This is a genomic window from Arthrobacter sp. 49Tsu3.1M3, assembly GCF_900168135.1.
Taxonomy (GTDB): domain Bacteria; phylum Actinomycetota; class Actinomycetes; order Actinomycetales; family Micrococcaceae; genus Arthrobacter.
Map to the genome: position 1 here is coordinate 20517 of NZ_FUZD01000018.1, position 25750 is coordinate 46266.

Here is a 25750-nt window from a genome sequence, read left to right on the forward strand (position 1 = left end):
CCTTGCCCCGCCGTGTAATCTTTATAGAACGAACGGTCGGTAAATTACTCTGCTGCCGGCCCCGCTTTCTTGGTGAAGGATGTTCTCATGGTCGAGGCTTTTCTTGTTGGGGGCGCCCGCACTCCCGTGGGCCGCTACGGCGGCGCCCTCTCCGCAGTCCGCCCCGATGACCTGGCCGCACTGGTCGTCCGCGAGGCTGTGGCCCGCGCCGGCGTCGATCCGGACACCATCGACGAGGTCATCCTCGGCAACGCCAACGGCGCCGGCGAAGAGAACCGCAACGTGGCCCGCATGGCCACCCTCCTTGCCGGGCTGCCCCTCCACATCTCCGGCATCACCGTGAACCGGCTCTGCGCCTCCGGGCTCAGCGCCATCATCATGGCCAGCCACATGATCAAATCCGGCGCCGCGGACATCGTGATCGCCGGCGGCGTCGAATCCATGAGCCGCGCCCCCTGGGTCCAGGAAAAACCCCGGACCGCCTTCGCCAAACCGGGCGAAATCTTCGACACCTCCATCGGCTGGCGTTTCGTCAACCCCCAGTTCACCAAGGGCGAGCTGTCCCGGGACGGCAAAATGACCTACTCCATGCCGGAGACGGCAGAAGAGGTGGGGCGGGTTGACGGCATCTCGCGGGAGGACGCCGACGCCTTCGCCGTCCGCTCCCACGAACGGGCCCTGGCCGCCATCGCCGCCGGCCGCTTCGCCGAGGAAATCGTCCCCGTGACCGTCAAGACCCGCAAGGGCGAGACCGTGGTGGACACCGATGAGGGCCCCCGCGCCGGCACCACCATGGACGTCCTCGCCGGGCTCCGGCCGGTAGTCAAGGGCGGCTCGATCGTCACCGCCGGCAACTCCTCCACCCTCAACGACGGCGCCTCCGCCATCATCGTTGCCTCGGAGGCCGCCATCCAGAAGCTTGGCCTCACGGCCCGCGCCCGCATCATCGACGGCGCCTCCGCCGGCTGCGAGCCCGAAATCATGGGCATCGGCCCGGTCCCGGCCACCCAAAAGGTGCTCGCCCGTTCCGGGCTCAGCGTCGATGACCTCGGCGCCGTCGAGCTCAACGAGGCATTCGCGACCCAGTCCCTGGCCAGCATGCGCCGGCTCGGCCTCGACCCGGAAATCGTGAACCGCGACGGGGGCGCGATCTCCCTGGGCCACCCGCTGGGGTCCTCCGGTTCCCGGATCGCCATCACACTGCTGGGCCGGATGGAACGCGAAAACGCCAAGATCGGCCTCGCCACCATGTGCATCGGCGTCGGCCAGGGCACGGCCATGCTGCTGGAGCGCGTCTAGTGGCGGCCCCGGCACCGGCCCTCGAGACCGCTACCTTTAGCACGCTCCTGGTCGAAGAGCGCGAGGACCGCATGGTGGTGGTGCTCAACCGCCCCGAGGTCCGCAACGCGATCGACCAGCAGATGGTCGATGAACTCCACACCGTCTGCGCCCATCTGGAGCGGCACCCCAAAGTCCTCATCATCGCCGGCACTGACGGGGTGTTCGCCTCCGGCGCCGACATCGGCCAGCTGCGCGAACGCCGCCGCGACGATGCCCTGCAGGGCATCAATTCCACCATTTTCGTCAGGATCGCCAGGCTGCCGATGCCCGTCATCGCGGCACTGGACGGTTTTTGCCTCGGCGGCGGCGCCGAGCTGGCGTACGCCGCCGACTTCCGGATCGGAACCCCGTCCGTCCGGATCGGCAACCCCGAAACCGGCCTCGGCATCCTGGCCGCCGCCGGCGCCAGTTGGCGCCTCAAGGAGCTCGTGGGGGAGCCCGTCGCCAAGGAAATGCTGCTCGCCGGTTCCGTGCTGCGCGCCGAACGTGCCCTCGCGGTCAATCTCATCACCGAAATCCATGAACCGTCCGATCTGATGGCCGCGGCCCACAGCCTGGCCGACCGGATTGCCACGCAGGATCCGCTCGCCGTCCGGATCACCAAATCCGTGTTCCATGCCCCGGCCGAGGCGCATCCCCTCATTGACCAGCTGGCACAGGGGATCCTCTTTGAATCCCAGGCCAAGTTCGACCGTATGCAGGCTTTTCTGGATAAGAAATCAGCGAAGAAATCAGAAAAGAAGTCCGCCAAAGAACCAGGGAAGCAGAAATAGACATGGGCAACTCCGTACTCCCCGCCAACCTTCCCCACAGTTTTTCTCCCCACTTCGTGGGGGTTCTCGGCGGCGGCCGCATGGGCGCAGGCATCGCCCACGCCTTCCTGATCAACGGAGCCAACGTCGTGGTGGTCGAGCGTGACGAGGCGTCGGCCGAGGCCGCCCGGGAGCGGGTCGAGTCCGCCGCCGCCAAGAGCATTGAGCGCGGCGCCGTGGACGGCAACCTGGACGAGATCGTTTCCCGGCTCGCGGTCACCGTGGACTACGACGACTTCGCCGGCCGGCAGCTGGTTGTCGAGGCCGTTCCGGAGGACTGGGACCTGAAGGTCACCGCGCTGCGCGGCATCGAGGAACGGCTCGCCGACGGCGCCTACCTCGCCTCCAACACCTCGTCGCTGTCCGTCAACGGTCTGGCCCGCGAACTGAAGCGGCCGCAGAACTTCCTGGGCCTGCACTTCTTCAACCCGGTGCCGGCGTCGACGCTCATCGAGGTGGTCCTCGGCGAGCAGACGTCCGACGCCCTGGCCCAGGCCGCCCGCGGGTGGGTCGAGGCGCTCGGCAAGACCGCCGTCGTGGTCAACGACGCGCCCGGCTTCGCCTCCTCCAGGCTGGGCGTCGCGATCGCCCTCGAAGCGATGCGCATGGTGGAAGAGGGCGTGGCCACCGCGGAAGACATCGACAACGCCATGGTGCTGGGCTACAAGCACCCCACGGGCCCGCTGCGGACCACCGACATAGTGGGCCTGGACGTGCGCCTCGGCATCGCGGAGTACCTGCAGTCCACGCTGGGTGACCGTTTCGCTCCGCCGCAGATCCTCCGCGACAAGGTCGCCCGCGGCGAACTGGGCCGCAAGTCCGGCAAGGGCTTCTTCGACTGGACCAAGTGACCGGCATCCGTCCGTGCCCCTAGGATGGTGCGGTGACCTCCCTGGACCGCCCCGCGATCGCGCCGATCACCCTGACCGGCAAGTACGTCGTCCTTGAGCCGCTGAGCCCGGACCACCATGACGGCCTCGTCGAGGCGGCACGCGACGGCGAGCTGTGGCACCTCTGGTACACCAGCGTGCCCGCCCCGCAGCACATGGCCGCCGAGATTGAGCGGCGCCTGGCCCTGCAGCACAGCGGCGCCATGCTGCCCTTCACCACGCGGCTGCTCGATCCCGTTACGGGCGGACCGGGCCGGGTGATCGGCATGACCACCTACATGAACATCGACGCCGCCACGCCCCGGGTAGAGATCGGCTCCACCTGGAACGCGGCGTCCGCACATGGCAGCGGCAGCAACCCGGACTCCAAGTTGCTGCTGCTGCGGCACGCCTTCGAGACGCTGGGCTGCCCCGCCGTCGAGTTCCGGACGCACTGGCTCAACCACCAGTCCCGCGAGGCGATCACGCGGCTGGGAGCCAAACAGGACGGCGTGCTCCGCAGCCACACGCGCAGCGCCGACGGGGCGCTGCGGGACACCGTCGTGTATTCCATCCTGGAACATGAATGGCCGATGGTCCGCAACGCCCTCGAATCCCGGCTGGCCAAGCGGCGCTAGCGTGCCGAGTAGGCCTTGGCCCCGTTAAGCGACGCGAAGTATGCCTCGTAGCCCAGCGCGTTCGGGTGGAAGTTTTCGGGACTGGCCGGGGCCGTACGGCTGAAATTGATCCACGGGGCCGCAGAGTTCACGCCGTGACCGGCGAAAGCGGCCCGGACATCGACGTATTCAGCCCCGGTGGCGCGGGCAGCGGCGGCGATGGAGCCGTTCAGGCCGTCCGCCAGAACCGTGGCCTTGTAGATGAACCGGGACATCGAATCAGTCTGGCCAGGCGCGACAGGATCGTAGAGGTAGGGGTAGCCCGTCACGACAACCTTGGCGTTGGGGGCGGCAGCCTTCACGTGCTGGATCATCTCTGTCACGTCACCGGACAGTCGATGGCTGGAGATCTGGCCCTCAGCGTAGGCACTGGCGGCATCGCAGAGCGGACCCGCAGCGGGATTCACCATCGCGGCGCCGCAGGAGGCAAGGATTTGCGCAAACCGGAGGTTGTTGCCGCCGGCAGTGATGGTGACGAGCCCGGTGGTCCTGCCCAGTCGCCTGAGCTGGGTGTTGACGACGTCCTGGGTGGTCTTGCCGCTGCAGGCCGCGTTGACGACGAGTTTGATGCTCTTCGTGTGGGCAGCGAGTTCGGAATAGCTATTCTCGCTGCGGTAGCACTCGTCCAGGTACGGCCCCGCCCCCAGCCCGGCGGCATAGGAGTCTCCGAGCGCGACGTACCGGGTCCTGTCCGCCGCCTCCGCCGGCACCGCCGCCACACCGGCCGCCATGGCCAGGGCGGCGAGACCGGCCGCCAGAGCCGTCCGCCGGCGTCGAAGTTTCAGACGTCCCATGGTGTTCTCCTCAGTGGCACGCTGGGTTCAACGCCGTGCCGTGAAAAACATGTTGCGAAGGGTTAACCCCGCACCCTGCCAATGGTCCCATTGTGTATAACGTTTGTGAATCCTGCCGCGGATCGCGCCGGTGCGTGTGCTTAGCTTTCTGGATGATGATTCCTGCAGCGCCCCTGGGCCAGGCCACGGGGCAGGCGGTGCCCGGAACGGTGGAGTGGGAGGGGGCCGTCAACGCGTGGCACGTGGCCGGGGACGTGTTCCGCATGGGACGGCGGGAATGGCTCACCGAGGCCGGCTGGCGGCAGGTGCACCGCCGGGGCATCCGGACCGTCATCGACCTCCGCAACGAAGCCGAAATCCGGCGTCGGGAGACCGATCCGCCGGTGCGGGCTGAGGCGCTGGCCGGTTTCGACGTCGTGCTGGCCCCCACCGAAGACCCGGACAACCGCGAATTCCGCGAGCTCTGCGTGCCGTACCTGAACGACCCCGCCTGTTATGCGGACAACGCCAGGCTGTTCCCGCACCTGCTGGCCCGGGTCTTCAAGGCGGTGGCCACCGCGGAGGGCGGTGTGCTCATCCATTGCTCCGCGGGGCGGGACCGGAGCGGCATGATCGCCGCCATGCTCCAGGACCTCGCCGGTGACAGCGACGAGGCCATTGTGAGCGGCTACCAGCGCTCAATGCGGGGCATCAACGAGCACCTCCGGCACGCTGCCGTCCCGCATCCCCACGAGCGTTTCCTGCCCGAGAACGTGCTGGTGCCCCTGCTGGAATCCCGGGGCCGGAGCCTGCTGCAATTTGTCCGGTCCCTCAACACCGCGGAGTACCTGTTCCGCCACGGCGTGACAAACGCGGAACTCGCGGCCATCCTCGGAAAGCTCGGCCGATAGGGTGGCCCCGGTTAGGGTAGGCCAGTGAAGACTCCGAAGTTCCAGCCGCTGGTGCGGGCCGCCGCCCTCGCGATTGCGCTTGCCGGTACTGTGCCTGCCTTTGCGCTGACCGCGGTCCCGGCGATGGCCGAAGCCCACGCCCCTGCCCCTGCCCCTGCCGACCCGGCGCCGTCTGACGCGTCTTTGACTGGTTCTCCTCCGGTGCCGTCCGCGACGCCGATCAGCGATGCCGGCCTCGGCGAGGCCGTGCGGCGGGACCTTGGCATGACCCTTGCGGAATTCGACGCCGCCGGTGCACTTGCCCGCCGGGCCGCCGACGCCGCGCCCTCCCTGCGTGCGCTTCCCGGCTATGTGGGAATCAGCCTCGCTGGCGGCAAGATCGCGGTTGAAGGCAGCGGCGCCGAGCTCCGGACCCGCGTGGCCGAACTGAACCAGTCCGGCCCGGCCGACTTCCTGCTTGCCGCCCCCGCCGCCGCTGTCCCGTCGGCCGCGGAGGTGGTTGCCTCCAGCACCCAGCAATTATTCGAGGCCTACGTCCGCGAGGTCGGGGCCGCTGGGCTGCAGGCCGTCACCTACACAGACGGCCACTTTGTCATCCGCACCGGCGGCACCAACACGGCGCAGTCCGTTCCGGCTGCCGACGCCCTTCCCGCCGCCGGCGCCGTTTCCGCCTCCGACGCGGATGTGCAGCCGGCGAAAGCTCCGGGCGCGGTGCCGAAGATGTCCGCGGCCGAATTCGTGGCCCGCTACGCCAACGTGACGCTGGAGCAAGGATCCCGGATCACCACCGAGGAAGACTATTTTGGCGGCCAGGGGTACATCGTTGACGGACGCACGCTGTGTTCGGCCGGATTCGGGGCCTTCAGCCCCGCGGGTGAGCCTCTGGTCCTGACCGCCGGGCACTGCGCCGGTGACGGCTCCGCGAAGCAGGCCGAAATCGAAAATCCGGCCGGTGCGCCAGCGGCCGGGGGTGCCGGTTCGGGCGAGCCCGCCGGGATCCTGGGCACATTCGGGTTCAGCCAATTCGGCGGCCCCGGTAATTCCAAGGTAGCGACGGACGGCTCCAACGTAGGCACGGACATCTCCGTCCTCCAGGGCATCAGGGGCGGCCTGGACCTCCAGCCCGCCGTCACCCGTTGGGACGATCCTGCCGATCCGGGGCCCACGTCCGTAAAGATCGTGGGGGCAGTGGCCCCGTTCCAGGGCCAACCCGTGTGCCGGTCAGGCCGGACCACCGGGTGGAGGTGCGGCACGGTGGACTCGACCGGCATCTGGGCCATCCCCGGGCCAAATTCACTGCCGCCGGACTATGACAACGATCTCCGGGCGGTCCGCGGCTTCGACTCGACGTCCGTCACCTCCGGCGGCGGGGACTCCGGCGGCCCGTGGATCAGCGGGAACTTCGCTGTCGGGCTGCACACGGGGGCGGAAAGTACCGACCAAGGCGTCCAGACCCGGGCCATCGCGACCAGCCTGGAGGACGCCATGGGCCAGGTCCCCGGCGGTGTCCAGCTGCAACTGTTCCTTGCCAAGCCCGCGCTCGCGGCGGCCTCCAACGGAACCGTCGCGGCCGGTGAGACGATTTCCGGGCACATCGATGCCGGTCCGGCCTCCGTGGTGGCTCCGAATTCCAAAGTCCGCATCACCGTCCTGAACCAGAAACCGAACCAGACTTCCGGCCAGAAGGACGGCCAGCCCTTGGAAGTGCCGGTCGATGCGGCCGGAAATTGGCAGTTCCCCGCACCATCGTCGACCGGCCCCTTCAAGTTCTCGGCTGAAACCGTGAACGGCTTCAGCGGCTCCGGCCCCGTATCCCTGTCCGTCGACGTCTCCCGCCTCGCGGCTCCCGTCATCACCTCCCCGGTGGAGGGCCAGCCGGATGGCCCGGGACTCACCGCCATCGAAACCATCGAGGGCACCGGAGAAGCCGGAGGTACGGTGCGGCTCTCCGGCGACTTCACCGGGACCGGGCTCGTCGACGCAGACGGCCGCTGGAGCATCAACGTGGCCGATCAGCCGGTCTTCGGAAAAATTTCGGTCACGGCCGTGCTCACGGCCCCCGGAGAACCGGACAGTCCCGCGGCGACCCGCACCTACACCGTCATCCCGCCGGCTCCGGCGGTCTCGAACCTCAGGGCCGGCCAACACCTGCGCCAGGACGCCCTGCCAGCCACCATCTCCGGCACGGGCCTTAATGGCGCCGATGTGGCCGTGGCGGTCGACGGGGTGGCCGTGGACTCCGTGCTGGCCGGTTCCGGAGCGGGGAATGCCGCGCTCGAGCCCGGGACCGCGCAGACCCTGGCCGGCAGTGCCCGGTGGAGTGTCCCGTTCCCCGCGGAACTGGCCGCCGGAGCGCACACCTTGACGGTGACGCAAGCCATTGACGGCGTTGCATCGCTGCCGGCCGCCGTGGCGTTCAGCGTCGACGCTGCGCCCGATGCCGGGGGCACTCCGGCCGGGCCGCCGGCCGGAAAGCCGGGATCCGTGCAGCCGGCAACGCCTGGCCAGCCGGGGGTCCCGCAACAGCCTGCCCACCCTGCCGGGGCTCCCGCCGGACCGGTCAAACCGGCGCAAGCTCCCGCCCCGCCGTCGGACACCTCCGTCGTCGGGGGCGGCGCGGCAGCGGGCAGCACAGCGCCGGACAACACGGCGTCAGGCAACACGCCGGGTACCTCAGGCCAGCTGGCGAGCACGGGCGCCGGCGGGCTCCTGCCCGTGGCCGGTCTCGGCGCGGGAGCCCTGCTGCTCGGCGCGGCCTTCGTGGCGTTCGGCAGGCGCCGGGCGGTGCGTTAGCCGGGGCCTCCAGGCCAGGGCTCGCCGGAAAACTGCGGGGTCGCCGTACGGCTACGGCGACCCGGCAACTTTTGGGCGAATCCGCCCGTTCGGGACAAATCCGGGAGAAAACAGCGGGCCGCGGGTTACTGGAAGTCAGCCAGCCAGAGATCCGGGCCGAAAACCTCGTACTGAATGTCCTTAGCGGGGACGCCACCGGCAATCAAGGCGCTCCGAACCGATTTCAGGAACGGCAGGGGACCGCAGAGGTAGTACTCGGCGTCGTCGGGGAGTTCGACGTCGCTGACGTCCATGAACCCGGAGAACACGGAACCGGCCGTCCCGCCGGTTTCACCCGCCCCGGCCGTCCCACCGGTTCCGCCGGTCTCCGCTGTCTCTGCGGGAGCCAGGAACCACGTCTTCAGGGTCCCGTCCGCGAGTTTCGCGAGATCCTCCGTGACCTGCGCGCGGAGCGGGAAGGAGGCCTCGCTGTCATCGGCATGCAGCAGCATCACCTGGCGTCGTGAACCGGACTGCACGAGGTGGGAGAGCATCCCGGCCATGGGCGTGATGCCGATTCCCGCGCTGGCCATGACCAGGGGCCGGTCCGTGTACTCCAGCACAACGTCGCCGAACGGAGCTGAGAGCACCACCTCGTCGCCCACCTGGACGTCATTGTGGAGCAGCGTGGACATCTCGCCGTCGGGAGTCGAAAGGCCGTGGACCTTCTTGACGGCGAACTGCCGGTGCTGCCCGTCGTCGGCCCTGGTCAGGCTGTATTGCCGGGGCTGCTGCACGCCGTCGGGCATGGTCATCTTGAGAGTCACGTACTGCCCGGGCAGGGACGGCTTGACGTCCCGCTCGTCGGTCCGCTCGACGACGAACGAGACGACGTCGGCAGTCTCCTGGATCCGCTGCACCACCCGCCACGTCCGCCAAATGGTCTCGGGGGAGAGGTGCACTGCGTTGTACAGCCCGCGCTCCTTGTTGATGAGCAGGTTCGCCATCAGCCAGTAGACCTCGTCCCAGGCGGCGGCAACCTCGGGAGTGACGGCATCCCCCAGAACATCCACGATCGCCCACATGAGATGGTCGTGGACAATCTGGTACTGGTCCGGGTTTAAGCCGAGCGAGACGTGTTTGTGGGCCACCCGGGAGAGCAGATGGTCCGGCACCTGGTCCGGTTTCTCCACGAGCATGCCGGCGAATGCCGCGATGGATCCGGCGAGCGCCTGCTGCTGGCGGCCGTCCGCCTGGTTTCCCCGGTTGAAGAGCCCGTCCAGGAGATCCGGCTGCGCCTCGAACATGTGTTTGTAGAAGCGCTTGGCGATCTCCTCGATGTGCTCGCCGACTACGGGCAGCGTTGCCTGAATGACGGGGAGTGAGGTGTCTGAGAGCATGGTGGATCCCTTCCGGTGAGACCGGTGATGCCCGGCGGTGCCGGGCGACTAAGCACATCCACGCTAACAGCCGGGGCGGCGGGCCATCCGGGCCGATCGGCCCTACATTGCCGGGGGAGAAGGGCGTAGGCGGCCCTCAACCCCTGGTCCAGCCGCGGGTCCACGTCCAGGTTCAGCCCGGGCTCGCCGGAACGCTGCGGGGTCGCCGGAACGCTGCGGGGTCGCCGGAAAGATACGGCGAGCCCGCACGGGTCCGGCGACCTCGAGGGGCGGGGCAGGGGCCAGACCGCGAGCTGCGGACCCGGTACTCAGGCCTTGCGGTCCAGCAGCAGGTTGGTGATCCGCAGCGTGCAGATCCGCTGGCCGAGCTCGTTCGTGATCAGCACCTCGTGGGTGGTCAGGGTGCCGCCCAGATGGATGGGGGTGGCCGTGATGGTGATCAGTCCCTCGCGGGCCGACTTGTGGTGCGTGGCCGAGACGTCGACACCCACCGCCGTCTTGCCCAGGGTGCTGGCGTGGATGACGGCGGCCCAGGACCCCACGGCCTCGCCCACGGCCAGTGAGGCGCCGCCGTGCAGGAGCCCGAACGACTGCCGGTTGCCCTCCACCGGCATGGTCGCCACCACGCGGTCCACGGACTCCTCGACGATCTTCACGCCCATCTTCTCGTCGAGTTCGCCAAGGGTGATCTTCCACAGCTCGGTGCTGCCGGTCTCGGGCGTCATAGTGTCTCCTTTGTTGCCGGCCGGCCGGGTCCCGGACGGTCGGTGCCGCCGCCGCTAGTGTGCGGCAGGCCTCATTCATGTACTGTAGATCATATTACCGAACGGACGGTCAGTAATGTTCCGGCCGTGTTGATCTTGCTCCCCCGTTGGAAGGACCCGTCAACGATGACCACCACAGCCGCACCCACAGTAGACACTGTCGAGATCGTTCCCAGTTTCATCCGGGGTTCCTGGTGGACTCCCGACGACGCCGCGGCCGCCGGCGCGGCGCCGGTACTGGACGCCAGCACCGGCGAGCTCCTGGCGAAGGTGAGCACCGAGGGGCTCGACCTCGCCGCCGTCGTGGATTACGGCCGCACCACCGGCCAGGCGGAACTTGGCACGCTGACCTTCCACCAGCGCGCGCTCAAGCTCAAGGAACTGGCGCAGTACCTCAATGGCCGCCGCGAGGAGTTTTACGCGCTCTCGGCGCAGACCGGCGCCACCAAGATCGACTCCATGATCGACATCGACGGCGGCATCGGCGTCCTGTTCACCTTCGGGTCCAAGGGCCGCCGGGAGCTGCCCAACTCCCAGGTGGTGGTGGATGGTCCCATGGAGGTGCTGTCCCGCGACGGCTCGTTCGCCGGCGAGCATATCTACACCCGCATCCCCGGCGTCGTTGTGCAGATTAACGCCTTCAACTTCCCGGTCTGGGGCATGCTGGAGAAGCTTGCCCCGGCCTTCCTCGCCGGCGTCCCCACCATCGTCAAGCCCGCCACCCCCACCGGGTACGTGGCCGCCGCCGTGGTCAAGGCGATCGACGAATCCGGCATCCTGCCCACCGGCTCGCTGCAGCTGATTTCCGGCTCGGTCCGCACTTTGCTCGACCACCTGGACTACCGCGACCTCGTGGCCTTCACCGGCTCCGCCTCGACCGCCAACACGCTCAAGTCCCACCCCAATGTGGTCAAGGGCGGGGTGCGCTTCACGTCCGAGACCGACTCCCTGAATGCCGCGATCCTGGGCCCGGATGCGGTCAAGGGCACACCGGAATTCGACGCCTTCATCAAGTCCCTCGTCACCGAGATGACCGCCAAGGCCGGCCAGAAATGCACCTCAATCCGCCGCGCGATCGTGCCGCAGGAACTCGTCGCCGACGTCACCGCCGCCGTGGGGGACCGCATCCGCGAACGCGTCGTGCTCGGTGACCCCCGCGCCGAGGGCGTCACCATGGGCGCCCTGGCCTCGCTCGAGCAGCTCGCCGACGTGCGCGCGGCCGTCCAGTCCATGCTCGACGCCGGCGGGGAGCTTGCCTACGGCACGCTCGACGCGCCCAAGGTCACCAGCGCGGACGGCAGCATCGGCGTCGTCGACGGCGGCGCCTTCATGTCCCCGGTCCTGCTGAGCTGGGCCAACCCGGAGGCCGAGGAGGTCCACTCGCTCGAGGCCTTCGGCCCGGTGTCCTCGGTGATCGGCTACACGGACCTGGCCGACGCCGTCCGCCTCGCCGCCCGAGGGGGCGGCTCGCTCGTCGCCTCGGTCTGCACGAACGATCCCGCCGTGGCGCAGGAGCTGGTCACCGGCATTGCGGCCCACCACGGCCGCGTGCTCATGCTCAACCGCGAGGACGCCCGCAGCTCCACCGGCCACGGCTCCCCGGTCCCGCACCTGGTCCACGGCGGTCCCGGCCGAGCCGGCGGCGGCGAAGAGCTCGGCGGCATCCGCTCGGTGATGCACCACATGCAGCGCACCGCCATCCAGGGCTCGCCGAACATGCTCACCGCCGTCACCGGGCTCTGGCACACCGGAGCAGACCGCAACTTCACGCTCGAGACCGAGGGCCAGCACCCGTTCCGGAAATCCCTCGCCACCCTGCACATCGGCGACGCCATCCGCTCGGAGCTGCGTGAGGTCTCGCTGGAGGAAATCACCAAGTTCGCTAACTCCACCGGCGACACCTTCTACGCCCACACCAACCAGGAAGCCGCCGCGGCCAACCCCTTCTTCCCGGGCATCGTGGCGCACGGCTATCTCCTGCTCAGCTGGGCTGCCGGCCTGTTCGTGGAGCCCGCACCGGGCCCGGTCCTGGCCAACTACGGACTGGAGAACCTGCGGTTCATCACCCCCGTGGCGGCGGGCGATTCCATCCGCGTGACCCTGACGGCCAAGAAGATCACCCCGCGCGAGACCGACGAGTACGGCGAGGTGGCCTGGGACGCCGTCCTGACCAACCAGAACGACGAAATCGTCGCGACCTACGACGTCCTGACCCTCGTCGAGAAGTAGCCCACCCGACGCTCCCTCGCGGGACCTCAGGCTCTAGCGGTCGTTGCAGCCCCCAGAAGTCACGGGGTTGCAACGACCGTGACGTTTTTAACGGAGGAGCCGGGTGGGATTCGGCCCTGAAAATGTGTTTGTCCCGCAAGCTTCGTCGTGACATTATCAGCGGGCTGCAGCGCTCGGCGGCAGCCTGTTAGCGCATGAACGAAACCCTCACCGAGATCCGGGCGACCCGACAGGAACAATCATGAGCTACGCACGAGACCTGACCTTCAACCTCCGCATCCGCGGTTTCTCGGAAGATGAGATCGCCGCGACCCTGGACGAAGTCCGCGCTCACGAGAGCGCCACCGGGACTGCGGCTGAAGACGACTTCGGCAATGCGCAGGATTACGCGAAGCAGTTTCCCAAGAAGAAGATGCGGTCACAGGGGGCAACCCTCATCAAGATCGGACTGGTGCTGGCAATCATCTATGGAGCCGTCTCGCTGCTTCTTCTGCCTTTCCTGAGGGTCGATATCCGCGACGTCGTGGGCCCCATAAGACTTTGGCCGGCGCTGGTGCTGGTTCTGGGAGGTCTCCTCGCCGGATTCCTGACTGACTACTATCGCCCGGTTCCGCGCTCCGACGCCGCCCGCTGAAGAAGGGGGCATTCCGTGGAGCGCCGCCTGTTCAGGGAGGCAATTGACGGGCTCTTTCCACCACGCTCCGGCGTAAAATCTTGCTCGTAGGAGGTGGCGAAATGACCCTAGTTCTCAATAAAGCCACAACAGTCCTGCCAGTTGATGATGCAGCGCGTGCCCGGCATTTCTACGCGGACACTTTGGGGCTCCCGCACCGTGGCGTGGCAGATGACGGAAGCGAATTGTTCGGCTCAGAAGGCGGCCCAATGCTGCAGCTGATGCCAGTCAAGGATGGAAAGCACTCAGAGCACACCACCCTGAGCTTCGAAGTCAGCGAGATCGAGCGCACAGTCCAGGAAATGGAAGCCAAGGGCGTCATGTTCCAGGACTACGATCGCCCGGACCTCAAGACCGAGAACCACATTTGTACAACGGATTCAGAGAAGTGCGCCTGGTTCATGGACTCCGAGCACAATATTCTGTGCGTGCACGAGAACATCACCACGGCAGCTGATTACCAGCTCTAAACGGGCGGGCAACAGCGGGATTTCGGGCGCTCCGGCTCAGCGGAGCGCCCTTTCTGTTGCCCGTGGTCATAAAGGGCGCCTCGCCAGTGGCGCGGGCTGGTCAGCTTCCGTTGTACTCGTCGTCGGTGATGTGCTCGCCCCACGTGGTGGTGGTTGCTGGGTCCTCGCCGTTCTGGAGCATGGCGATATGTTCCATGAAGCAGCCAGGGGCGGCCGCGTGCCAGTGCTCCTCGCCGGGCGGCGTGTAGAGCGTCTGGCCGGGTTGGACTTCGATGATCTTGCCGTCCCGGGTTCCGAACCGGCCAACGCCCTGGGTGACGCGGAGGTACTGGCCGTGTTCGTGGGAGTGCCAGGCGGTGCGGGCTCCGGGCGCGAAACGGACGGTCGCCACCACCATCGTCTGATCCGGCTCGTGCGGGAGCGCGATCGGATCGAGCCAGACGTCGCCGGCGAACCGGGCCGGCGGGTTCTTCGCAGTGGGGACAGTGGGTTCGATGTTCATGGTGAGCCTTACTTGCTCTCGGTGAAGAGTCGCTTGGCGGCGCCCATGGCGGCCATGCCCTTGGGCCAGCCTGCGTAGAGCGTGACATGGGTGATGGCTTCGATGAGTTCTTCCCGGGTGACGCCGTTCTCAATGGCGCGGCCAAGGTGGAAGCCTAGCTGTTCGGTGTTGCCGCCGGCCGTGAGCACGGCGACGGTGATAAGGCTGCGGTCACGGGCCGGGAGCTCCGGGCGGTTCCAGACGTCCGCGAACAGGACGTCGTCGGTAAGCTCGGCGAGCTTCGGGGCGAAGTCTCCGAACATGTTCCGGCCTCCGCCGACCTGTTGGGGTTGGTCAGTCATGATTTTCCTTCTTTCAGTTGAAGGTCCCCGGCGACCATCGCCTGGCACAGGGCTTCATGCAGGGTTTCAATCGCCTCGTTGGTCACAGTTGTTTCCGTCGCCGCGCCAGGGGCGTGAGTTCGTTGGCCCCGTAGCTGTTGTCATCTGGGTTGACGGTAACGCCGGGGGCGACGAGCTGGTCGGTGCGGTCCAGGACGTCGCTGGTCAGGGTGATGTCCGCGGCGGGCAGGTAGGACTCGAGCTGTTCCATGGTGCGCGGTCCCACGATGGCGGCCGTGACGCCGGGGTGGTTGATTACGAAGGCGATGGCCAGTTCGACGAGCGTCAGCCCGGCTTGTTCAGCGAGGCGGGCGAGTTCTTCGACGATGTCGAGCTTGCGCTGGTTGGCCGGGCTCGTCATGTCGAACCGGGCGTGAGGACGCGCGGCTGAGGTGGGGGCGGACGCTGAGTCTTTGCGCCAGCGCCCGGAGAGCCAGCCGCCGCTGAGCGGGCTGTAGGTGAGGGTGCCCATGCCGTGGCGCTGCACCGCGGGAAGGATGTCCTCCTCGATACCGCGGACCAGGATCGAGTACGGCGGCTGCTCGGTGACAAACCGCTCCAGGTTGCGTTCCCGGGACGCCCACTGGGCTTCCACGATCTGCGACCCGGAATAGGACGAGGAGCCGATGTACCGCACCTTCCCTTGGCGGACCAGGTCGGTGAGGGCCCCGAGAGTCTCCTCGACGTCGGTATCCGGGCTGGGCCGGTGCACCTGGTAGAGGTCGATGTAGTCGGTGTTCAAGCGGCGCAGGGAGTCTTCCACCGCCCGCATGATCCAGCGGCGGGATCCACCCCGCTGGTTGGGATCGTCCTCGTTCATGGGCATAAAGAATTTCGTGGCGAGGAACACGTCCTCGCGCCGGCCTTCCAGTGCCTGCCCGACGATTTCCTCGGATGCCCCGCCGGAGTAGACATCGGCGGTGTCGATGAAGTTGATGCCGGCGTCGAGGGCGCGGTGGATGATGCGAATGGAGTCTTCGGTGTCGCTGTTGCCCCAGGGGCCGAACATCATCGCGCCGAGGCATAGGGGGCTGAGCTGCACGCCTGTGCGGCCCAGGGGACGGTATTTCATGGTGGTGTCTTCTCTCTGTCTCAGGCTTCGGGGATGACCATGGCGAAGCGTTCTTCGCGGGCCTCGTCGGGATCCGGTCCGTTGCGCACGCCGGTGTCGAGTGCGTCGATGGCGGCGAGTTCGTCGGCGCCGAGTTCGAAGTCGAAGACGTCGAAGTTCTCGGCGATGCGTGCGGGGTTGGTCGACTTCGGGATGGCTGAGCGGCCCTGCTGCAGGTGCCAGCGGAGCATGACCTGGGCGGGGCTCTTTCCATGTGTTTGTCCGATGCCGGCGATGGCAGGGTCTTCCATCACGCTCCGGCGGTCCTCGCCCCATCCGGGGTAGAAGGTGATGCCGCCGATCGGTGACCACGCCTGGGTAAGGATGCCGTGTTCGGTGTCCTTTGCCTGGACGGCCGGCTGGGTGAAGTAGGGGTGGAGCTCAATCTGGTTCACGGCTGGGACGACGTCTGTGGCCGCCAGCAGCTGCTCCAGGTGGTGCGGCATGAAGTTGCTGACGCCGATTGCCCGGACGCGCCCGTCAGCAACCAGAGTCTCCAGGGCCTTGTACGCGGCGATGGTTCTTTCGAAGTGGTCGGGGGCGGGCTGATGCAGGATGAGCAGATCGAGGTAGTCGACGCCGAGCTTGCCTGTCGCCTTATCCCAGGCGTGCAGCGTCTGGTCGTAGCCGTAGTCGCTGACCCAGACTTTGGTCTCGATGAACACGTCGGAACGGTCCAGGCCCGAGTTGCGGGTGCCCTCACCGACCTCCCGCTCGTTGCCGTACGCGGCGGCGGTGTCGATGTGCCGGTAGCCGGCCGCCAGCGCCGCTTCGACGGCCGCCGTCGTTTGCTCCGGCGTGCTTTGGAAGACGCCCAGCCCGAGGGCTGGCATCGTGACGCCGTTGTTGAGAGTAAGTTCCATGTGCATGCCTTTCACGGTATTCAGGTGTGCGGGATTGTGGGAGGGCACGTGAGTACCCCCCTTTTCGGATGTTGACAGGTCAGCGGGCGGCCCCGGCCAGGGGCGCGGGTGCGGCCCCGAGCGGTGTCCGGGCCCGGCGGGCGGCCAGATCAGCGGGCAGGATGAGGGCCGCGGTGACGGCCAGGGCCAGGAGCAGGAGGACACTGCCTGTGGTGAGGGCGGCGCTGACCTGCGCGGCCAGGTGCGCCACGGCAGAGCCGGCGGCCGGGACGGTGGCTGCGGCCGCGACCGCGATGCCCAGCCCCAGGCAGGTGCCGACCTGGTGGAAGGTGTTCACCAGGCCCGATGCCGCGCCGGCGTCGGCCGCTGGCGCACCAGTGATGCCAAACGACGTGAGGGGCGCAAAAGCCAAGCCCTGTCCGGCTCCGATGAGGACCATCGGGAAAGCGACGCCCGTCCAGTAGGAGGAGTCGACGCCGACCCGGCTGAGCCAGAACATCCCGGCAAGGGTGATCAGGATGCCGGCCACGAGGGGAACCGAACCCGGCATCCGGTTCACGAGCCGCGGGATGCTCATTGCGACGGCGAAGTTGACGGCGGTCATGGGCAGGAATCCCATGCCGGCCTGCAGGGGGTCGAAGCCGAGGACCTCCTGCAGGAACTGGGTGGTGAAGAAGAAAAACGCAATCATTGCGCCCAGATACAGGAACCGTGCAACATAGGCGCCGGCGCGGCGGCGGCTGGCGAACAGCCGCAGCGGCATGATCGGCTGGGCGGCCCTGCGTTCGACCAGCACAAGCGCGACGAGGAGCACGATGCCGGCGGTGACGGCCGTGACCGTGACCGGGGAGGCCCAGCCCGCGTCGGCGGTGTTGATGATGCCGAACACGAGGGCACCGACACCCAGGGTCGCGCTGGGCGCTCCGAACTGGTCGAAGCGGCCGCTTGCCCTGCCGGTTTCCGGGAGGAACCGCGGAGCGAGTGCGATCATCGCGGCGCCGATGGGTACGTTGACGAAGAACCCGGCACGCCAGGAGATCCAGTGGGCCAGCGCCCCGCCGATGACCAGTCCCAGGCTGGCACCAATCCCCGCGGTCGCGCCGTATAGCGCCACGGCCCGGGTGCGCTCACGGCCTTCAGGGAAGCTCGCCGTGAGCAGGGACAGCGAGGCGGGCGCGACGATCGCCGCCCCGATACCCTGGATCGCCCGGCCGGCGATCCCACCAGCCCGCCGGGGCCAGCCCGATCAGCAGGGACGCGACCGAGAACACCACCAGCCCGAACACGAAGACACGCCGGCGGCCGAGGAGGTCGCCGGCCCGGGCGCCGAGAAGCAGCAGGCCGCCGAAGACCAGCGTGTACGCATCCTGGACCCAGGAAAGCTCTCCCGTGCTCAGCTGGAGATCGGCCTGCAGGCTCGGCAGGGCCGTGAAGATGACCGAGTTGTCCAGCAGGATCATGACGTAGCTGGCGAGGATGATCGCCAGGATCGCCGCCGGGCGGGCAGTAGTTGCGGGTGCAGGATTCATGCTTTCCATGGAACCGTGATTTCTCAATGGCGGGGAGTCACGCTCGTTCCGGGTAATGCCAGTGCCTCCCTCGTCGCATTGGCCGCGGGTAGCGTGGAGGCCATGACACACAGCGACGACGTGCGGAAGTTCCTGACCTCCCGCCGTGCCAGGATCACGCCAGAGGAGGCCGGCCTTCCGGTCTACGGCGGCAACCGCCGCGTTACCGGGCTGCGCCGCGAGGAAGTCGCGATGCTCGCCGGGATGAGCATCGATTACTACATCCGCCTTGAGCGCGGGAACCTCTCCGGCGCCTCGGACAGCGTCCTTGAGGCCCTCTGCCGTGCACTGAAGCTTGACGACGCCGAGACGGCCCACCTTTTCGACCTGGCCCGGGCGGCCACGGCCGCTCCCCGGGTGCGGCGAAAGCGCAGCCCGCAGACGGTGCGGCCGAGCGTGCAACGCGTCATTGATGCGATCACGACGGCGCCGGCCTGGGTCCGCAACGACCGCGGGGATGTCCTTGCCGCCAACGAACTCGGCCGTGCGCTCTATCTGGACATGATGGCCGAGCAGGTCACTCCGCCGAACAGTGCACGGTTCACCTTCCTGAACCCGAAAGCGCGGGAGTTCTTCGCCGATTGGGAGCGCAGCGCGGATGACATCGTCGCGGTCCTGAGGTCCACCGCCGGGAAGAACCCCTACGACAGGGACCTCACGGACCTGGTCGGAGAGCTTTCGACCCGCAGCGAGGAGTTCCGCACCCGGTGGGCGAGGCACGACGTGAAGTACCACCGCACCGGCCGCAAACGGCTCCACCACCCGATCGTGGGGGACCTGGACCTGAGCTTTGAAGCACTGGAACTGCCCGCGGACCCGGGGCTGCGCATCAATGTCTACACGGCAGATCCCGGGACGCCCTCCGAGGACGCCCTGAAAGTCCTCGCCAGCTGGGCCGCCACCCAGCGCGAAACGACGGCGGCGGCAGTCAAGGAGAAGAAATGACCGGCCGTTCCTCCACCGGGGACTAGATCCAAGCTCCGAATCCCGGTCAATGCCCGGGTCCGGTGACGATCTTCTGGCGTTCGGATTCGTGCGCGCCGCCCTTCTTCGCCAGCGTTGAGCACGCCTCCTCGATGTCCCGGGCGAGCGTGTCGACGTGCTCGCGGCTCATCGTTTCCTTGACCAGCGCCCGCATGATCGTCACGTCCTGGGCGTTCGGCGGCAGGGTGTAGGCCGGCACCATCCAGCCGCGCTCAGCCGCGAGCTGCCAGGCAATGTCGAACTCGTCGTAGCCGGGGTCGGCGGCGAGCCGGAACGCGACCAGGGGGAGTTGCTCCTCGTCAGGGCCGATGATCTCGAACCGGCCCATGGCTTCCAGCTTCTCGGCGAGGACGCGGGCGTTGGTCTGCATGTTCTGCATGATGTAGGTGTAGCCGGCGCGGCCATAGCGCACCAAGTTGTAGTACTGGGCGAGAACCATCGCCGAGCCGGTGGAGAAGTTCAGGGTGAACGTCGAGTCGGTTTTGCCGAGGTAGTTCTCCTCGAAGACGAGGTCCTTGGCCAGATCGGCCTTCTCCCGGAAGATCAGCCAGCCGATGCCGGGATAGACCAGTCCGAACTTGTGCCCGGAGACATTGATCGAGCGGACCTGCTCCAGCCGGAAGTCCCACTCGGAGTCCGGGTACAGGAAGGGCCAGACGAACCCCCCGCTGGCCCCGTCCACGTGCAGCGGCACGTCAAGGCCCCGCTCACCCTTGATCCGGACCAGCAGGTCGTTGATGCCGGCGATGTCGTCTTTGTGTCCGGTGAACGTCGTGCCCAGCACGGCTGCGACGCCGATGGTGTTCTCATCGATATGGGCCTGCACGTCCTCCGGGCCGATCGTGTACTTCCCCGGCTGTAGGGGCACGATCCGCGGCTCGACGTCGAAGTAGCGGCAGAACTTCTCCCACACGACATGCACGTCGCCGCCGAACACCAGATTCGGGTTCGACGTCGACGCGCCGGCGGCCTCCCGACGCTTACGCCAGTTCCACTTCAGGGACAGGCCGCCGAGCATGATCGCCTCGGACGATCCCTGGGTTCGGGCTCCCGTCGTCTCGCCGGGCGCGTGGAAGAGGTCGGCGAGCATCCGAATGCAGCGCTGCTCGATCTCGGCCGTGCGGGGATATTCGGCGTGGTCGATGAAATTGCGGTGCAGGTTCGCGGCGATGATCTGCTGGGCCTCCGGCTCCATCCATGTCGTCACGAAGGTCGCCAGGTTCCGGGCCGGGTCACCCTCCAGCGCCAGGTCCTCCGACACCAGGCGCAAAGCGTCCTGAGCAGGAAGACCGGTTTCCGGGAACTCCCGGCTCGGAACTTCCTTGGTGACAAAGCGGTTGCCGAACAGTGCCGCGTCGGCATCCGATGGCTGGGAATTTATTGACATCACTTCTCCTTCAGAGACTGTTGAAAAGGTGTTACGGATGAGTTCCCCGGCCCGCGGGAGACGAGGCATCGGTGGATTCTGGACTCAGCATCAGAATCGCGCCGGCGAGGAAGCACAGGCCTCCCACGAATGTGCCGAGATTGGAGAGCTCGGCGTTCCATACATCGCCGCTCGACGGTATGACAAAGGCCGCGACAGCCGAGATGCCGAACGCAACAGAGCCGGCCACGTTGATCACGCCGATCTTCCACACCCGGGGCCTGGGCCTGCCGGCAACGGCGCGACTGGCATCCCGCAACGCCACACCGCTTGAAACGAGGAAGGCGACTGAACCCAGAGCGTCGGGTCGCCACACCTGCTGCTCGGTCAGCGCAACACTGAGATTGACCCGCATTGCGTTAGCCGTACTCCAGTTGAACCACAGCGTGCCGGCTAGTTGAACCGCGGCAGCAAGCCAGCCGGGATTTCGCGGCGCCCAAACCCAAAACGAATGGCGCGGCGTGGCACCCACGGCCGGGAGCGCGTCAACGGCTTCGCGGTACTGCAGGAACGCCGCAGAGGTGAAGAACAGCGAACCGATGAAGAATGTGACTGCACTCAAGCGCAATCCCACGGCCTCGGCGTATAACGGCACCGCTCCCAGGGCGAACAGACTCGAGCCAACAATGAACAACCAGGCGATCCACCGGTCCCGTACGGTCAAACGGCCCGCGCTCGAGGTCTCAGTCATTGTCGGCCCTCGAGGCAGCCCGACGTCGGACCTTGCCGACAGCGTCAGGCGCCGCGGGCGCTTTCGGGCCCGGGACCGGGAGCACGTTGGAGATTACGAAGGCCACCGCCACAGCCACCACCACCTGCGGTGTGACCGCCACACCATCCACTCCCAGCAGCAGCGTGGCCAGCAGCGTCGACGTCAACGGCAGCCGCAGCATGGCTGCGCACATGGCTCCCATGCCCATGCCGAGCCCTGCCGCGAGATTCATTCCGGGCAACCCGCTCGCGGCAATACCCAGCGCCGCACCGATGAACATTGAAGGGAACACGGGCCCACCACGAAATGCGCTCAGCGAGAGCCCGTAGGCCAGGGCCTTACAAGCGATCAGCAGCAGGAGCGCCGCCAGCGAGTAGTCCGTGGCGTGCTCGACCAGATCCGGAAGGGCGTCCTGCCCCGAAAACAAGACCTGCGTGAAGCTGTTCCCAGAGATCAACTGGTAGGTCATCGCGGCAAGACCGATCAGCAGGCCGAGCCCGGAGGTCACCAGCACCCGGTTCAGATGTACGACCGGACGCAGCGAGAGCCCGACCCAGCGGATCAACCATCCCAACAGCGCGCCGACGCCGCCCATGATCACCGCCCAGCCCAGCGTCGCCAGGGTCGGCGGCACCGCAGGCGGCACGACGGGCAGCGCCAGCGAGAAGCTGCCCAGCCCGGTCCAGCCATCCAGGCCGACGAACACCAGCGCCCCGACGCCGGAAGCGAGCAGTCCGGGCAGGGCCATCAGGCTCAGCGTCATCCCCCCGATCCCGGCGGCCTCCATGATCAGGAAAGCACCGAGCACGGGGGATCCGAGCAGGGTACTGACCGCTGCGAAGCTGCCGGCCGACGCCATGATCGTCAGGGCCATCGGCGGGGCGTCCTTCTTCGCCAGGTACACCGCCAACGCCCCGAGGCCGCCGCCGATCGCGATCAGCGGACCCTCCGGCCCGAGCACCGCACCGAGGCTGAGCGTGGTCAGCGCCGCGAGAACGATGCCCACGAGCTCCCGGCCGCTGGGCGGACCGCCACCGGTCTTGAAGCCGAAAGCCGGTGAGTGGCCCCCGGTTCCCGGCAGATACCGGATGGTCAACGCCGTCAATAACCCACACAGCACCAACCACGGAACCGGCCACCAGGCAGGAGCGGGACCCCCGAGGACTTGTTCCGGCAGCCCGACGAACACGTACTGCTGGACCGCCGCGACCAAAGCGAGAAAGCCGTAGGCAATCACCGAGATGGGAACGCCCAGGACCGCTGCCAGTACGAGCGCAGAGATGTACGCCCGGGAACGGATTACGACGGCCGGATCGAAACTGGGCGGCGACGCGGCAGGCTCGCTCATTCCCGGCAACCCGGCGCGACTGTGACGATTCGGGTGACCCCGAATGTCCTTCTTCCAGCTCGCGGCGGCGTGCCCGGCCGGCAACACCGCGGGTCACCGATGATCAACGAGCAGAACATCATCCCTCCTCCTTCCGCCGGACGGCGGGAGCCTTTGGCGAGGTCTCACAAGCGATAGAGGTGGTCCTTCAGATGTTCTCCAAGCTAACCCTTCCAGTGGGGGGCAGTCGTCACCCAATGCGGGTGAAAGAGAACCAAGGCGCTGCGGTCACACCCCGGGTGCCGCCGGTCCGTCCGGGCGGGACCATGGCGTGACGGGGCGCTCCTGCCGGACGCCGTCCACCGTGATGTCCACCCGCTCATTGAAGAAACTGACAAGACTGTGGATCTGGGCGGCGTCGCGGAACCGCCGGTCGTAGCTCCACGCGACGTTCCTGCCCTGCTCGGAGCCCGGGAAGCTCCAGTAGCTCGCCTGCCCCTTGTACGGGCAGACGGTCAGTTTGGGGCTTTCTTCCATCAGATCCAGCCGCACGTCCGACGGCGGAATGTAGTAGCGCACCGGCAGCATGGTTTCGTAGAGAAGCTGCGCGCCGTTCGTCAAGGCGAGCGTCACGCCGTCGAGCCCTACCTCAACGGTGAGCGAGGACGCCCGGATGTCCACACGGTGGAACGGATCACGGGGGTGGCCGATGATCTCCTCGTCGTCCTCGAGCCAGTCGAAAGCGTTGAAATCCAGGACCACATAGCCGGCGAGGTCGGGGTCCGCCGGCCGGAAGGCAGCGCGGGGCAGCCTCCCCTGGGGAGTGACGACGTCGAGCTCCTCACCGGCCGCCGTGTGCCTGCCGAACGCCGTGCGCGGATCCAGTGCCCGCGGCCCCTCCCGGCCCATTCTGAAGCCGTGTTCGGGGACGTCGCCCGCCTGCTGCCCCGGCGGCGCCAGTTCGGCGCGGAGGTCGCCTTCGGAAACGGCGTAGAGGGGGGTGACGCGTTTGGGCTCCCACACCAGGAGCGCGCCCAGAGTGTCGACGACGGGCCGCCCGCCCACCAAGGCGCGGACCCTTTTCGCGGTGGGCTGGTACCGCAAATCGGGGAACGTGCTGAAGAGGACGTCAGATAGCTTCGTGGCCATGACTACAGGGTGGGCGTCCGTTATCCTGCCGTCAACGACTGTCCCGGCCACCCGCCGGCCGGCGTGCGGTCAGCGGGGGACGTGAAGGCCGTGGAACGCCATGGTGATGACGTCGTCGGCCAGCTTCTCCGGGGACAGCGAGCCGCCCGGCTTGTACCACTCGACGATCGAGTTGATGGTGCCGAACAGCAGCCGGGTGACGGTGCGGGGGTCAATGTCCTGGCGGAGCGAGCCCTCATCCCGGGCCTCGGAAATCAGTGCGGCGACCTTGTGGTCGAAGGTGCGGCGCCGTTCCAGCGCATCCCGCTCGATCTCCGTGTTCCCGCGCAGGCGCAGCAGCAGCGTCACGAAGGGCAGCCGCTCCACCAGCACCGAGATGGTCTGGCGGACCACGAACTCCAGCCGGGCATCGGCCGAACCGGAGGTTGCTCCGGGCTGGTCCAGGATCGCCTCGAGGCCGCCCAGGGCGTGGTCCAGGGCGAGCTTCAGCAGGTCGCCCTTGGACGGGACGTGGTGGTAGATCGCGGACTTGGAGATGCCCAGGTTCTCGGCAAGGATGCCCATCGAGGTGGCGTCGTAGCCGTGGCGGTTGAAGACGTCGACGGCGATGACCAGCACCGACTGCTGGTCGTAGCCGGGGCGGCCGCGCTTGGTGGTGGTTGCTGTGCTGGGCATAGTGCCTAGTTTCTCACGCTCGGGTGCTCACTCAGCCCTTGGGGCGCATGTCGTAGATCCGGCGCAGCTTGCCGTTGGACCGTTCCAGCGAGCCGGGGTCGACGACGTCGACGGCGCAGGAGGAGCCGACGTGGATCTTGATCTGCTGCTGCAGGACCTTGGCGGCTGCCGCCGCGCCCTCGACGGTGACGGTGTCGCGGCGCTCGATCTTGACGGTCATCTGGTCCATCCGATGGCCCTCGGGCCGGGTGAGTTCCAGCTGGAAGTGCGGGCTGAGCTCCGGGATGCGCAGGGCGATCTCCTCGATCTGGGACGGGAACAGGTTCACCCCGCGCAGGATGATCATGTCGTCGCTGCGGCCGGTGATGCGGCCCATGCGCCGGTGCGCCGGACGCGCGGTACCGGGCAGCAGCCGGGTGAGGTCCTTGGTGCGGTACCGGATGATCGGCAGCGCTTCCTTGGTGAGCGAGGTGAAGACCAGTTCGCCCGGTTCGCCGTCGCCCAGCACCACGGTGGGGTCGAAGGCGTCGATGATCTCGGGCCGGAAGTGGTCCTCCCAGATGTGGCTGCCGTCCTGCGTTTCCACGGCTTCGCCGGCGACGCCCGGGCCCATGACCTCGGAGAGGCCGTAGATGTCGCAGGCCTTGAGGTTCATGGTGGTCTCGAGTTCGTGCCGCATTTCCTCGGTCCACGGCTCGGCGCCCAGGACCGCGTACTTCAGGGACGTGGAGGCCGGGTCGATGCCCTGCTTGATCATGGCGTCGGCAATGGTCAGCAGGTACGTGGGGGTGGCCAGGATGGCGTCGGGCTTGAAGTCCTGGATGAGGGTGATCTGGCGTTCGGTCTGGCCGCCGGAGATCGGGATGACGGTGCAGCCGAGGGCTTCGGCGCCGGCGTGGGCGCCCATGCCGCCGGTGAACAACCCGTAGCCGTAGGCGTTATGGACCTTCATGCCGGGCCGGACGCCGGAGGCGCGCAGCGAGCGGGCCACAAGCTTGGCCCAGTCGGCGAGGTCCTTCTTCGTGTAGCCCACCACGGTGGCGCGGCCCGTGGTCCCGGAGCTGGCGTGGATCCGCGCGACCTCGTTCTGCGGCACGGCGAACATGCCGAAGGGGTATTCGAGGCGGAGGTCCTCCTTGGTGGTGAAGGGGAACTTGGCGAGGTCGGAGAGCTCACGCAGGTCCGCCGGGTGGACGCCGGCCTCGTCGAATTTGCGCTTGTACAGGAGGACGCGGTCATAGGCGTAGGCCACCGTGTGCTGCAGGCGGCTGAGCTGAAGCGCCTCGAGTTCGTCGCGGGAGATGGTCTCCTCGCGGTCCAGGACGGCGTCAGTTGTGGCGGCGGCAGTTTCTTGGGTCATCT

Annotated in this window: 25 protein-coding genes; 10 read left to right on the forward strand and 15 right to left on the reverse strand. The window is 67.5% G+C overall.

Annotation, left to right across the window (positions count from 1 at the left end; genetic code table 11):
• Window positions 1-87: 87 nt before the first annotated feature.
• From B5X90_RS16315 to B5X90_RS16330, 4 genes are all read left to right on the forward strand, one after another.
• Complete coding sequence (locus tag B5X90_RS16315; RefSeq protein WP_079554859.1) at window positions 88-1299, forward strand: thiolase family protein; 1212 nt, start codon at window positions 88-90, stop codon at window positions 1297-1299.
• A gap of 71 nt (window positions 1300-1370) precedes the next feature.
• Complete coding sequence (locus B5X90_RS16320; protein WP_079554995.1) at window positions 1371-2114, forward strand: enoyl-CoA hydratase/isomerase family protein; 744 nt, start codon at window positions 1371-1373, stop codon at window positions 2112-2114.
• Between the two features lie 2 nt (window positions 2115-2116).
• Window positions 2117-3004, forward strand: a complete 888-nt coding sequence (locus tag B5X90_RS16325) for a 3-hydroxyacyl-CoA dehydrogenase family protein (RefSeq protein ID WP_079554862.1) — start codon at window positions 2117-2119, stop codon at window positions 3002-3004.
• Window positions 3005-3036: 32 nt separating this feature from the next.
• Window positions 3037-3660 carry a GNAT family N-acetyltransferase gene (locus tag B5X90_RS16330; RefSeq protein ID WP_079554865.1) on the forward strand — a complete coding sequence of 208 codons (624 nt, stop codon included), beginning with the start codon at window positions 3037-3039 and terminating at the stop codon, window positions 3658-3660.
• Here B5X90_RS16330 and B5X90_RS16335 read toward each other — a convergent pair.
• The gene (locus B5X90_RS16335) at window positions 3657-4493 is read right to left on the reverse strand and encodes an SGNH/GDSL hydrolase family protein (protein ID WP_079554868.1); all 837 of its coding nucleotides are present in this window, start codon (window positions 4491-4493) and stop codon (window positions 3657-3659) included. The two genes, B5X90_RS16330 and B5X90_RS16335, sit on opposite strands and share 4 nt — an antisense overlap.
• A 152-nt stretch (window positions 4494-4645) precedes the next feature.
• Between B5X90_RS16335 and B5X90_RS16340 the strand changes: the two genes are divergently transcribed.
• Together B5X90_RS16340 and B5X90_RS16345 are read left to right on the forward strand one after the other, a co-directional pair.
• Entirely contained in the window at window positions 4646-5383 is a 738-nt protein-coding gene (locus B5X90_RS16340) for a tyrosine-protein phosphatase (RefSeq protein ID WP_256860287.1), read from the forward strand.
• Window positions 5384-5407: 24 nt separating this feature from the next.
• Entirely contained in the window at window positions 5408-8176 is a 2769-nt protein-coding gene (locus tag B5X90_RS16345; RefSeq protein ID WP_256860288.1) for a S1 family peptidase, read from the forward strand.
• 125 nt (window positions 8177-8301) lie between these two features.
• Here B5X90_RS16345 and B5X90_RS16350 read toward each other — a convergent pair whose 3' ends face one another.
• Both B5X90_RS16350 and B5X90_RS16355 read right to left on the reverse strand, forming a co-directional pair.
• Window positions 8302-9555 carry a globin domain-containing protein gene (locus B5X90_RS16350; RefSeq protein WP_079554872.1) on the reverse strand — a complete coding sequence of 418 codons (1254 nt, stop codon included), beginning with the start codon at window positions 9553-9555 and terminating at the stop codon, window positions 8302-8304.
• Window positions 9556-9863: 308 nt separating this feature from the next.
• Window positions 9864-10280 (reverse strand): PaaI family thioesterase, encoded by a 417-nt coding sequence (locus B5X90_RS16355; RefSeq protein WP_079554874.1) that lies wholly within the window; start codon window positions 10278-10280, stop codon window positions 9864-9866.
• Window positions 10281-10445: 165 nt separating this feature from the next.
• Here B5X90_RS16355 and paaZ point away from each other — a divergent pair, with 165 nt between their 5' ends.
• The 3 genes from paaZ to B5X90_RS16370 all read left to right on the forward strand — a co-directional run bounded on the left by paaZ (window position 10446) and on the right by B5X90_RS16370 (window position 13691).
• Window positions 10446-12548 carry a phenylacetic acid degradation bifunctional protein PaaZ gene (gene paaZ / locus B5X90_RS16360; protein ID WP_079554876.1) on the forward strand — a complete coding sequence of 701 codons (2103 nt, stop codon included), beginning with the start codon at window positions 10446-10448 and terminating at the stop codon, window positions 12546-12548.
• Between the two features lie 241 nt (window positions 12549-12789).
• Complete coding sequence (locus B5X90_RS16365) at window positions 12790-13182, forward strand: hypothetical protein (RefSeq protein ID WP_079554879.1); 393 nt, start codon at window positions 12790-12792, stop codon at window positions 13180-13182.
• A gap of 101 nt (window positions 13183-13283) precedes the next feature.
• Complete coding sequence (locus B5X90_RS16370) at window positions 13284-13691, forward strand: VOC family protein (protein ID WP_079554881.1); 408 nt, start codon at window positions 13284-13286, stop codon at window positions 13689-13691.
• A 100-nt stretch (window positions 13692-13791) separates the two neighbouring features.
• Here the strand turns inward: B5X90_RS16370 and B5X90_RS16375 are convergent, their stop codons facing one another.
• The 6 genes from B5X90_RS16375 to B5X90_RS21715 form a co-directional block, all read right to left on the reverse strand.
• Window positions 13792-14193 carry a (R)-mandelonitrile lyase gene (locus tag B5X90_RS16375; protein WP_079554884.1) on the reverse strand — a complete coding sequence of 134 codons (402 nt, stop codon included), beginning with the start codon at window positions 14191-14193 and terminating at the stop codon, window positions 13792-13794.
• An 8-nt stretch (window positions 14194-14201) separates the two neighbouring features.
• A complete protein-coding gene (locus B5X90_RS16380) occupies window positions 14202-14534 on the reverse strand; it encodes a carboxymuconolactone decarboxylase family protein (RefSeq protein WP_079554887.1) in 333 nt (110 codons plus the stop codon).
• Window positions 14535-14616: 82 nt separating this feature from the next.
• On the reverse strand, window positions 14617-15645 hold the full coding sequence (locus B5X90_RS16385; protein WP_079554890.1) for an aldo/keto reductase: 1029 nt from the start codon (window positions 15643-15645) through the stop codon (window positions 14617-14619).
• A gap of 20 nt (window positions 15646-15665) precedes the next feature.
• Window positions 15666-16547: an aldo/keto reductase gene (locus tag B5X90_RS16390; RefSeq protein ID WP_079554892.1), complete on the reverse strand. Its 882-nt coding sequence runs from the start codon at window positions 16545-16547 to the stop codon at window positions 15666-15668.
• A gap of 79 nt (window positions 16548-16626) precedes the next feature.
• On the reverse strand, window positions 16627-17766 hold the full coding sequence (locus tag B5X90_RS16395; RefSeq protein WP_306292834.1) for an MFS transporter: 1140 nt from the start codon (window positions 17764-17766) through the stop codon (window positions 16627-16629).
• Window positions 17684-18076, reverse strand: coding sequence for an MFS transporter (locus B5X90_RS21715; protein WP_256860289.1), 393 nt, complete (start codon window positions 18074-18076; stop codon window positions 17684-17686). The genes B5X90_RS16395 and B5X90_RS21715 overlap by 83 nt, the downstream gene beginning before the upstream one ends.
• Window positions 18077-18178: 102 nt before the next feature.
• On the opposite strand from B5X90_RS21715, the gene B5X90_RS16400 reads away from it, so the two are divergent.
• Complete coding sequence (locus B5X90_RS16400) at window positions 18179-19060, forward strand: helix-turn-helix transcriptional regulator (protein ID WP_079554894.1); 882 nt, start codon at window positions 18179-18181, stop codon at window positions 19058-19060.
• Between the two features lie 46 nt (window positions 19061-19106).
• Here B5X90_RS16400 and B5X90_RS16405 read toward each other — a convergent pair whose 3' ends face one another.
• The 6 genes from B5X90_RS16405 to paaK form a co-directional block, all read right to left on the reverse strand.
• Window positions 19107-20486: a glutamate decarboxylase gene (locus B5X90_RS16405; RefSeq protein WP_079554897.1), complete on the reverse strand. Its 1380-nt coding sequence runs from the start codon at window positions 20484-20486 to the stop codon at window positions 19107-19109.
• A gap of 31 nt (window positions 20487-20517) precedes the next feature.
• Entirely contained in the window at window positions 20518-21216 is a 699-nt protein-coding gene (locus B5X90_RS16410) for a hypothetical protein (protein WP_079554900.1), read from the reverse strand.
• Window positions 21209-22585 (reverse strand): chloride channel protein, encoded by a 1377-nt coding sequence (locus tag B5X90_RS16415; RefSeq protein WP_079554903.1) that lies wholly within the window; start codon window positions 22583-22585, stop codon window positions 21209-21211. The genes B5X90_RS16410 and B5X90_RS16415 overlap by 8 nt, the downstream gene beginning before the upstream one ends.
• Before the next feature lie 267 nt (window positions 22586-22852).
• Complete coding sequence (locus tag B5X90_RS16420) at window positions 22853-23713, reverse strand: DUF427 domain-containing protein (RefSeq protein ID WP_079554905.1); 861 nt, start codon at window positions 23711-23713, stop codon at window positions 22853-22855.
• 69 nt (window positions 23714-23782) lie between these two features.
• Window positions 23783-24388, reverse strand: a complete 606-nt coding sequence (locus B5X90_RS16425; RefSeq protein WP_028276376.1) for a TetR/AcrR family transcriptional regulator — start codon at window positions 24386-24388, stop codon at window positions 23783-23785.
• Between the two features lie 31 nt (window positions 24389-24419).
• Window positions 24420-25748, reverse strand: a complete 1329-nt coding sequence (gene paaK / locus B5X90_RS16430) for a phenylacetate--CoA ligase PaaK (protein ID WP_079554908.1) — start codon at window positions 25746-25748, stop codon at window positions 24420-24422.
• Window positions 25749-25750 lie beyond the last annotated feature (2 nt).

Excerpts from the sequence above, each read along its gene's own strand:
- B5X90_RS16315 (WP_079554859.1), top strand. The coding sequence starts at position 88 with ATGGTCGAGGCTTTTCTTGTTGGGGGCGCCCGCACTCCCGTGGGCCGC.
- B5X90_RS16320 (WP_079554995.1), top strand. The coding sequence starts at position 1,371 with ATGGTGGTGGTGCTCAACCGCCCCGAGGTCCGCAACGCGATCGACCAG.
- B5X90_RS16325 (WP_079554862.1), top strand. The coding sequence starts at position 2,117 with ATGGGCAACTCCGTACTCCCCGCCAACCTTCCCCACAGTTTTTCTCCC.
- B5X90_RS16335 (WP_079554868.1), bottom strand. The coding sequence starts at position 4,493 with ATGGGACGTCTGAAACTTCGACGCCGGCGGACGGCTCTGGCGGCCGGT.
- B5X90_RS16340 (WP_256860287.1), top strand. The coding sequence starts at position 4,646 with ATGATGATTCCTGCAGCGCCCCTGGGCCAGGCCACGGGGCAGGCGGTG.
- B5X90_RS16350 (WP_079554872.1), bottom strand. The coding sequence starts at position 9,555 with ATGCTCTCAGACACCTCACTCCCCGTCATTCAGGCAACGCTGCCCGTA.
- B5X90_RS16355 (WP_079554874.1), bottom strand. The coding sequence starts at position 10,280 with ATGACGCCCGAGACCGGCAGCACCGAGCTGTGGAAGATCACCCTTGGC.
- paaZ (WP_079554876.1), top strand. The coding sequence starts at position 10,446 with ATGACCACCACAGCCGCACCCACAGTAGACACTGTCGAGATCGTTCCC.
- B5X90_RS16365 (WP_079554879.1), top strand. The coding sequence starts at position 12,790 with ATGAGCTACGCACGAGACCTGACCTTCAACCTCCGCATCCGCGGTTTC.
- B5X90_RS16370 (WP_079554881.1), top strand. The coding sequence starts at position 13,284 with ATGACCCTAGTTCTCAATAAAGCCACAACAGTCCTGCCAGTTGATGAT.
- B5X90_RS16375 (WP_079554884.1), bottom strand. The coding sequence starts at position 14,193 with ATGAACATCGAACCCACTGTCCCCACTGCGAAGAACCCGCCGGCCCGG.
- B5X90_RS16380 (WP_079554887.1), bottom strand. The coding sequence starts at position 14,534 with ATGACTGACCAACCCCAACAGGTCGGCGGAGGCCGGAACATGTTCGGA.
- B5X90_RS16385 (WP_079554890.1), bottom strand. The coding sequence starts at position 15,645 with ATGAAATACCGTCCCCTGGGCCGCACAGGCGTGCAGCTCAGCCCCCTA.
- B5X90_RS16390 (WP_079554892.1), bottom strand. The coding sequence starts at position 16,547 with ATGGAACTTACTCTCAACAACGGCGTCACGATGCCAGCCCTCGGGCTG.
- B5X90_RS21715 (WP_256860289.1), bottom strand. The coding sequence starts at position 18,076 with ATGAATCCTGCACCCGCAACTACTGCCCGCCCGGCGGCGATCCTGGCG.
- B5X90_RS16400 (WP_079554894.1), top strand. The coding sequence starts at position 18,179 with ATGACACACAGCGACGACGTGCGGAAGTTCCTGACCTCCCGCCGTGCC.
- B5X90_RS16405 (WP_079554897.1), bottom strand. The coding sequence starts at position 20,486 with ATGTCAATAAATTCCCAGCCATCGGATGCCGACGCGGCACTGTTCGGC.
- B5X90_RS16410 (WP_079554900.1), bottom strand. The coding sequence starts at position 21,216 with ATGACTGAGACCTCGAGCGCGGGCCGTTTGACCGTACGGGACCGGTGG.
- B5X90_RS16415 (WP_079554903.1), bottom strand. The coding sequence starts at position 22,585 with ATGAGCGAGCCTGCCGCGTCGCCGCCCAGTTTCGATCCGGCCGTCGTA.
- B5X90_RS16420 (WP_079554905.1), bottom strand. The coding sequence starts at position 23,713 with ATGGCCACGAAGCTATCTGACGTCCTCTTCAGCACGTTCCCCGATTTG.
- B5X90_RS16425 (WP_028276376.1), bottom strand. The coding sequence starts at position 24,388 with ATGCCCAGCACAGCAACCACCACCAAGCGCGGCCGCCCCGGCTACGAC.
- paaK (WP_079554908.1), bottom strand. The coding sequence starts at position 25,748 with ATGACCCAAGAAACTGCCGCCGCCACAACTGACGCCGTCCTGGACCGC.